The following is a 250-nucleotide window of genomic DNA, read 5'->3' on the forward strand; positions in this document are numbered from 1 at the left end:
GGCCAGGGGCATCTTGAAGCGGCTGGCGCTGCAAGGCTTGCGGCAGGAGCTGGAAGCGATGATGCCGCTGGTACGGCAGGTGATGCGGCAGGCCCGGGAACGCATCTTCCGCGGCAATACGCGGGCAGAGGACAAGCTCTTCAGCGTGTTCGAGCCCTCGACGGAGATCATTCGTAAGGGCGTAGGAGACCCCACATTGCGTATTCCGACGATCGCGACCACCCGCTACGACGGATTGTGACCACCCATT

The 250-nt window shown here is 62.8% G+C and carries 1 pseudogene; it reads left to right on the forward strand.

What is annotated here, in order from left to right:
• Positions 1-181 (forward strand): annotated as a pseudogene (locus KJQ96_RS39380) (ISNCY family transposase); the annotation flags it as partial.
• Positions 182-250: the final 69 nt, after the last annotated feature.

It is taken from the genome of Bradyrhizobium sp. sGM-13, assembly GCF_018398875.1.
Lineage (GTDB): Bacteria > Pseudomonadota > Alphaproteobacteria > Rhizobiales > Xanthobacteraceae > Bradyrhizobium.